At 60.8% G+C, this 6,079-nt stretch carries 6 protein-coding genes; 2 read left to right on the forward strand and 4 right to left on the reverse strand.

What is annotated here, in order from left to right:
• Positions 1-54 precede the first annotated feature (54 nt).
• From ACW9I6_RS07695 to glyQ, 4 genes are all read right to left on the reverse strand, one after another.
• Positions 55-825: a lysophospholipid acyltransferase family protein gene (locus tag ACW9I6_RS07695; protein ID WP_003213596.1), complete on the reverse strand. Its 771-nt coding sequence runs from the start codon at positions 823-825 to the stop codon at positions 55-57.
• Between the two features lie 84 nt (positions 826-909).
• Positions 910-1,446, reverse strand: a complete 537-nt coding sequence (gmhB, locus tag ACW9I6_RS07700) for a D-glycero-beta-D-manno-heptose 1,7-bisphosphate 7-phosphatase (RefSeq protein ID WP_166742131.1) — start codon at positions 1,444-1,446, stop codon at positions 910-912.
• Positions 1,447-1,448: 2 nt separating this feature from the next.
• The gene (gene glyS, locus ACW9I6_RS07705; protein ID WP_003213599.1) at positions 1,449-3,503 is read right to left on the reverse strand and encodes a glycine--tRNA ligase subunit beta; all 2,055 of its coding nucleotides are present in this window, start codon (positions 3,501-3,503) and stop codon (positions 1,449-1,451) included.
• A complete protein-coding gene (glyQ, locus tag ACW9I6_RS07710) occupies positions 3,500-4,453 on the reverse strand; it encodes a glycine--tRNA ligase subunit alpha (RefSeq protein ID WP_003213601.1) in 954 nt (317 codons plus the stop codon). Before glyQ ends, glyS begins: the two co-directional genes overlap by 4 nt.
• 81 nt (positions 4,454-4,534) lie before the next feature.
• Between glyQ and ACW9I6_RS07715 the strand changes: the two genes are divergently transcribed.
• Both ACW9I6_RS07715 and ACW9I6_RS07720 read left to right on the forward strand, forming a co-directional pair.
• Positions 4,535-5,092 carry a DNA-3-methyladenine glycosylase I gene (locus tag ACW9I6_RS07715; protein ID WP_087694571.1) on the forward strand — a complete coding sequence of 186 codons (558 nt, stop codon included), beginning with the start codon at positions 4,535-4,537 and terminating at the stop codon, positions 5,090-5,092.
• Positions 5,093-5,132: 40 nt separating this feature from the next.
• The gene (locus tag ACW9I6_RS07720) at positions 5,133-6,020 is read left to right on the forward strand and encodes a lysophospholipid acyltransferase (protein WP_003213605.1); all 888 of its coding nucleotides are present in this window, start codon (positions 5,133-5,135) and stop codon (positions 6,018-6,020) included.
• The last annotated feature ends 59 nt before the right edge of the window (positions 6,021-6,079 follow it).

Raw genomic sequence — 6,079 nt, forward strand, 5'->3', positions numbered from 1 at the left:
TAAGCTAAAAAGAGCAATTCGCCAACAAACCGTACACAGGTTATCCACAGAAACTCAAATTACCGGCGTGTCGACCACAACCGGCTCCGGCGGCAACGAACCCATGGCCCTTTGTTGCGCTTCATTCCATGCCTGGGCACGGTCGTTCAGCGCTGCAATGGCACGTGGGCCTTCGCCCTCGGCATACATGGGCTCGCCAATGATTACAGTGATGGTGCCTTCACGCTTGGCCCAGCCGGTCTTTGGCCAGAACTTGCCGGCGTTGTGGGCAATCGGCAGCACCGGCAGCCCGGCGTTCACCGCCAGGGCAGTACCGCCACGTGAGAACTTGCCCACAGTGCCGTAGGGCACGCGTGTGCCTTCAGGGAAGATCAGCACCCAAACCCCATCCTTCAACAGCTCATCGCCCTTCTTGGCCACATGCTTGAGTGCGGCCTTGGGGTTGTCGCGGTCGATGGCGATCGGTCGCAGCATGGCCATGGCCCAGCCGAAGAATGGCACGTACAGCAGCTCACGCTTGAGCACTTGGCTCAGGGGCGAGAAATACGCAGACAGGAAAAAGGTTTCCCAGGTGCTCTGGTGGTTCGACAGAATCACACAAGGCTGGTCCGGGACGTTTTCGGCGCCCTTGATCTCGAAACGAATGTTCAGGAACACCTTGGTCAACCACAGCGCGCAGTTGCACCAAAAGACGTTGATGAAACGATAGCGCGCCTTGAACGGCAGGAAAGGCGCGATAAAAAAGCTCAGGGTGCACCAGAGAAAGGAGCTGGTGCCCAACAGCAGGTAAAAGAAGAAGGTTCTGATGGCCTGCAAAATCGACATGGCGGCATTTACCGTTGCGGGACAACGCCCGCCTGTTAAAAGCGCGCTCCCGAACAGTCCTTGGTCAGGAAGTCAGAAGGGCTGCTAGTTGTTGATAAGTTCTGCGGCAACCGCCGCCAGATCGTCAAAAATCAAGGTACCTACCGGCAGGGTTTTAGCCTGGGTCTTTTCGCCTTTCCCGGTTTTTACCAAAACTGGCTGAGAGTCGACGGCTTTGGCGGCTTCCAGGTCACCGAGGCTGTCCCCGACAAACCATAGCCCAGCCAACGGCACGTTGTAATGTTCAGCAATAGTTTTAAGCATACCCGGTTTGGGCTTGCGGCAATCGCAGCCTTCATCCGGGCCGTGCGGGCAATACACCACCAGCCCTACTTCACCGCCCTGCTCGGCCACCAGCGTGCGCAGGCGCGCGTGCATGGCGTCGAGGGTGGCGATGTCGTAGTAGCCGCGAGCGATGCCGGACTGGTTGGTGGCGATGGCCACTGTCCAGCCCGCTTTGCTCAACTGCGCGATGGCCTCGATCGAGCCGGGCAGTGGAATCCATTCCGCCACCGATTTGATGTAAGCGTCGGAGTCGTAATTGATCACTCCGTCCCGATCGAGAATCAGCAGTTTCAACATGGTCAGCTCAGTACGGAAATGTCAGCGATATTGATGAACAGGCCGCGCAGGCGCGCCAGCATGGCGTAGCGGTTTTTCCGCACGCCCGCGTCTTCGGCATTGATCATCACCGCTTCGAAGAACGCATCCACCGGCTCACGCAAGGTGGCCAGGCGCGCCAGTGCTTCGGCGTAGTTGCGTTCGGCGATCAGCGGCTTCACTGCATTTTCTGCCTTGGCGATGGCCGAGTTCAGCGAGAACTCCTTGGCATCGGCAAACAGGCCCGGGTCGACTTCGGCATTGCCGAGGTTGTCGGCCTTGCTCAGCAGGTTCGATACACGCTTGTTCACGGCGGCCAGGGCACCGGCTTCCGGCAGCTTGCGGAAGGCCTGTACGGCCTGCACACGCTGGTCGAAGTCCAGCGCCGAACCTGGTTGCAGGGCACGTACCGACAGGTACACCGAAACGTCCACGCCTTCGTCTTCGTAACGCGCACGCAGACGGTCGAACACGAACTCCAGCACTTGCTCGGCCAGGCCGGCTTGCTTGACCTTGGCACCGAACTGGCCAACCGCAAACACCACGGCCTGGGTCAGGTCGAGGTCGAGCTTCTTGTCGATCAGGATGCGCAGCACGCCCAGGGCCGCACGGCGCAGCGCATACGGGTCTTTGCTGCCGGTAGGCAACATGCCGATACCGAAGATACCGACTAGGGTATCCAGCTTGTCAGCGATGGCCACGGCCGCACCGGTGAGGGTGGTCGGCAGCTCGGCGCCAGCACCGCGCGGCATGTACTGCTCGTTCAGCGCCAGGGCGACGTCTTGCGGCTCGCCATCATTCAGGGCGTAGTAGTAACCGGCAACACCTTGCATCTCCGGGAACTCGCCGACCATCTCGGTGGCCAGGTCGCACTTGGACAGCAGGCCGGCACGCGCAGCCCAGGCAGCATCGCCACCAATGCGTGGCGCGATGTAGGCCGCCAGCTTGGAAACCCGTACGGCCTTGTCGTAGACGCTGCCGAGTTTTTCCTGGAACACCACGTTCTGCAGGCGCAGGTTGAAGTCTTCGAGCTTCTGCTTCTTGTCTTGCTTGAAGAAGAACTCGGCGTCAGTCAGGCGCGGGCGAACGACTTTTTCGTTACCGGCGATGATCTGCTGCGGGTCCTTGCTTTCGATGTTGGCCACGGTGATGAAGCGCGGCAGCAGCTTGCCGTCGACGTCCAGCAGGCAGAAATACTTCTGGTTGTCCTGCATGGTGGTGATCAGCGCTTCCTGCGGCACGTCGAGGAAACGCTCCTCGAACGAGCACACCAGCGGCACTGGCCATTCAACCAAAGCGGTCACTTCGTCCAGCAGGCTTGGCGGCACGATGGCGGTGCCTTCCTGCAGGCGGGCCAGCTCTTCGGTACGCTTGCTGATCAGCTCGCGGCGCTCATTGGCATCCGCCAGCACATAGGCTGCACGCAGGTCATTGAGGTAGTTGGCGGGCGCGGTGATGCGCACGGCTTCAGGATGGTGGAAGCGGTGGCCACGTGAATCACGGCCGGCCTTCTGGGCGAGGATGGTGCAGTCGATGACCTGGTCACCGAGCAGCATCACCAGCCATTGGGTCGGGCGCACGAACTCTTCCTTGCGGGCACCCCAGCGCATGCGCTTGGGAATCGGCAGGTCGTTCAGCGAGTCTTCAACGATGGTCGGCAACAGGCTGGCGGTCGGCTTGCCGGTGATGACCTGGCTGAAACGCAGCTTCGGGCCACTCTGGTCGATTTCGCTCAGCTCGACGCCACACTTCTTGGCAAAACCAAGGGCGGCTTGAGTCGGGTTGCCTTCAGCATCGAAGGCGGCCTGGCGTGGCGGGCCGTCGAGGTTGATGCTGCGGTCCGGCTGCTGGGTTTCCAGTGCGGTGAGCAACACAGCCAGTCGGCGCGGCGCGGCGTAGACCTTTTTTGCGGCGAACTTCAGGCCAGCGGTTTGCAGGCCTTTTTCGATACCGGCCAGGAATGCGTCGGCCAGGGTATTCAGGGCCTTGGGTGGCAGCTCTTCGGTGCCCAGTTCAACCAGGAAATCTTGAGCACTCATTGTGCAGCCTCCAGCTTAGCCAACACTTCATCACGCAGGTCCGGGGTGGCCATCGGGAAGCCCAGCTTGGCGCGAGCCAACAGGTAGGCTTGGGCGACGGAACGCGCCAGGGTGCGTACACGCAGGATGTATTGCTGGCGCGCAGTTACCGAGATGGCACGACGGGCGTCCAGCAGGTTGAAGGTGTGGGATGCCTTCAGAACCATTTCATAGCTTGGCAACGGCAGCGGCTGATCCAGTTCGATCAGGCGCTTGGCTTCGCTTTCATAGAAGTCGAACAGTTCGAACAGCTTCTCGACGTTGGCGTGTTCGAAGTTGTAGGTCGACTGCTCCACTTCGTTCTGGTGGAACACGTCGCCGTAGGTCACCTTGCCGAACGGGCCGTCAGCCCACACCAGGTCGTAGACCGAGTCCACGCCTTGCAGGTACATGGCCAGGCGCTCGAGACCGTAGGTGATCTCGCCGGTCACCGGGTAGCACTCGATGCCGCCGGCTTGCTGGAAGTAAGTGAACTGCGTCACTTCCATGCCGTTGAGCCAGACTTCCCAGCCCAGGCCCCAGGCGCCCAGGGTTGGCGATTCCCAGTTGTCTTCGACGAAACGGATGTCGTGGACCAGCGGGTCCAGGCCGACATGTTTCAACGAGCCCAGGTACAGCTCCTGGAAGTTGTCCGGGTTTGGCTTCAGAACCACCTGGAACTGGTAGTAGTGCTGCAGGCGGTTCGGGTTTTCGCCGTAGCGGCCGTCAGTCGGGCGACGACTGGGCTGCACATAAGCGGCGTTCCAGGTTTCCGGGCCGATGGCCCGCAGGAAGGTAGCGGTGTGGAAAGTGCCGGCGCCTACTTCCATATCGTAGGGCTGAAGTACCACACAACCTTGCTCGGCCCAGTATTGCTGGAGGGCGAGGATCAAGTCTTGGAAGGTACGCACGGCTGGCGTAGGCTGGCTCACGAAATTCACCTGTTACTTGGGCTGCGATTTAAAGAGCGGGAGTATACCCGATTCGGCCGCGCCACCATCCCCTGGAGCCTTATGCCACGCTGCTTTTGGTGTTCTGAAGATCCGCTGTACATGGCTTATCACGATCAGGAGTGGGGAACGCCGCTGCGCGATGCGCAGGGACTGTTCGAGTTGCTTTTGCTCGAAGGGTTCCAGGCGGGCCTGTCCTGGATCACCGTTTTACGCAAACGCGAGCATTATCGAAAGGTCTTGTTCGGCTTTGATGCGCAGCGTCTGGCCCAACTGAGCGATGCCGAGATCGAAGCGCTGATGCTCGATCCGGGCATCGTGCGTAACCGCCTGAAACTCAATGCCACCCGGCGCAATGCCGCCGCCTGGCTGGCGCTGCAGGACCCCGTGGAGTTTCTGTGGTCGTTTGTGGGCGGCGTGCCCAAGGTCAATCATTTCAAGGACCGCAGCCAGGTCCCGGCCATTACGCCGGAGGCTGAGGCCATGAGCAAAGCCTTGAAAAAAGCCGGCTTCACCTTCGTCGGGCCGACCATCTGCTACGCGTTCATGCAGGCCTCGGGCATGGTCATGGACCACACTCAGGACTGCGACCGTTACGCGGACCTCGCCAACGCCGGTTAGAATGGCGGCTTTGCGCACCACACACGATCAGGAGTGACCTGTGGAAAAGTTTAAAGGCGCCTTGCTGGTAGGCGCTCTTCGGTTGTTTGCCCTGCTGCCCTGGCGCGCGGTGCAAGCGGTCGGTTCGGCAATTGGCTGGATCATGTGGAAAACCCCCAACCGTTCCCGTGAGACGGTGCGGATCAACCTGTCCAAATGCTTCCCGGACATGGATCCGGCCGAGCGCGAGCGTCTCGTTGGACGCAGCCTGATGGACATCGGCAAGTCCCTGACCGAAAGCGCCTGCGCCTGGATCTGGCCGGCCCAGCGTTCCATCGACCTGGTGCGCGAGGTCGAAGGCCTGGAAGTGCTGCACGAAGCCCTGGCTTCGGGCAAAGGCGTGGTCGGCATCACCAGCCACCTGGGCAACTGGGAAGTGTTGAACCACTTCTATTGCAGCCAGTGTAAACCGATCATTTTCTACCGCCCGCCGAAGCTCAAGGCGGTGGATGACTTGCTGCGCAAACAGCGGGTGCAACTGGGTAACCGCGTGGCGGCGTCCACCAAGGAAGGCATCCTCAGTGTCATCAAGGAAGTGCGCAAAGGCGGCCAGGTGGGGATTCCTGCGGATCCGGAGCCGGCGGAATCGGCCGGGATCTTCGTGCCGTTCTTCGCCACCCAGGCGCTGACCAGCAAGTTCGTGCCGAACATGCTGGCGGGGCACAAGGCGGTCGGGGTCTTCCTGCATGCCCTGCGGCTGCCGGATGGCTCGGGCTACAAAGTGATCCTGGAAGCGGCGCCGGAAGACATGTACAGCACCGACACCGCCACTTCGTGTGCGGCGATGAGCAAGGTGGTGGAGCGCTATGTGGGGGCTTACCCGAGCCAGTACATGTGGAGCATGAAACGCTTCAAGAAACGCCCGCCGGGTGAGGCGCGGTGGTATTAATGTACGGCTGACTCAAGGTTGGCACAAAACAAAATGTGGGAGCGGGCTTGCTCGCGAAG

It is taken from the genome of Pseudomonas sp. SDO5522_S412 (assembly GCF_054071215.1).

Coding starts and splice junctions, on each gene's coding strand:
- ACW9I6_RS07695 (WP_003213596.1), bottom strand. CDS start 825: ATGTCGATTTTGCAGGCCATCAGAACCTTCTTCTTTTACCTGCTGTTG.
- gmhB (WP_166742131.1), bottom strand. CDS start 1,446: ATGTTGAAACTGCTGATTCTCGATCGGGACGGAGTGATCAATTACGAC.
- glyS (WP_003213599.1), bottom strand. CDS start 3,503: ATGAGTGCTCAAGATTTCCTGGTTGAACTGGGCACCGAAGAGCTGCCA.
- ACW9I6_RS07715 (WP_087694571.1), top strand. CDS start 4,535: ATGCCACGCTGCTTTTGGTGTTCTGAAGATCCGCTGTACATGGCTTAT.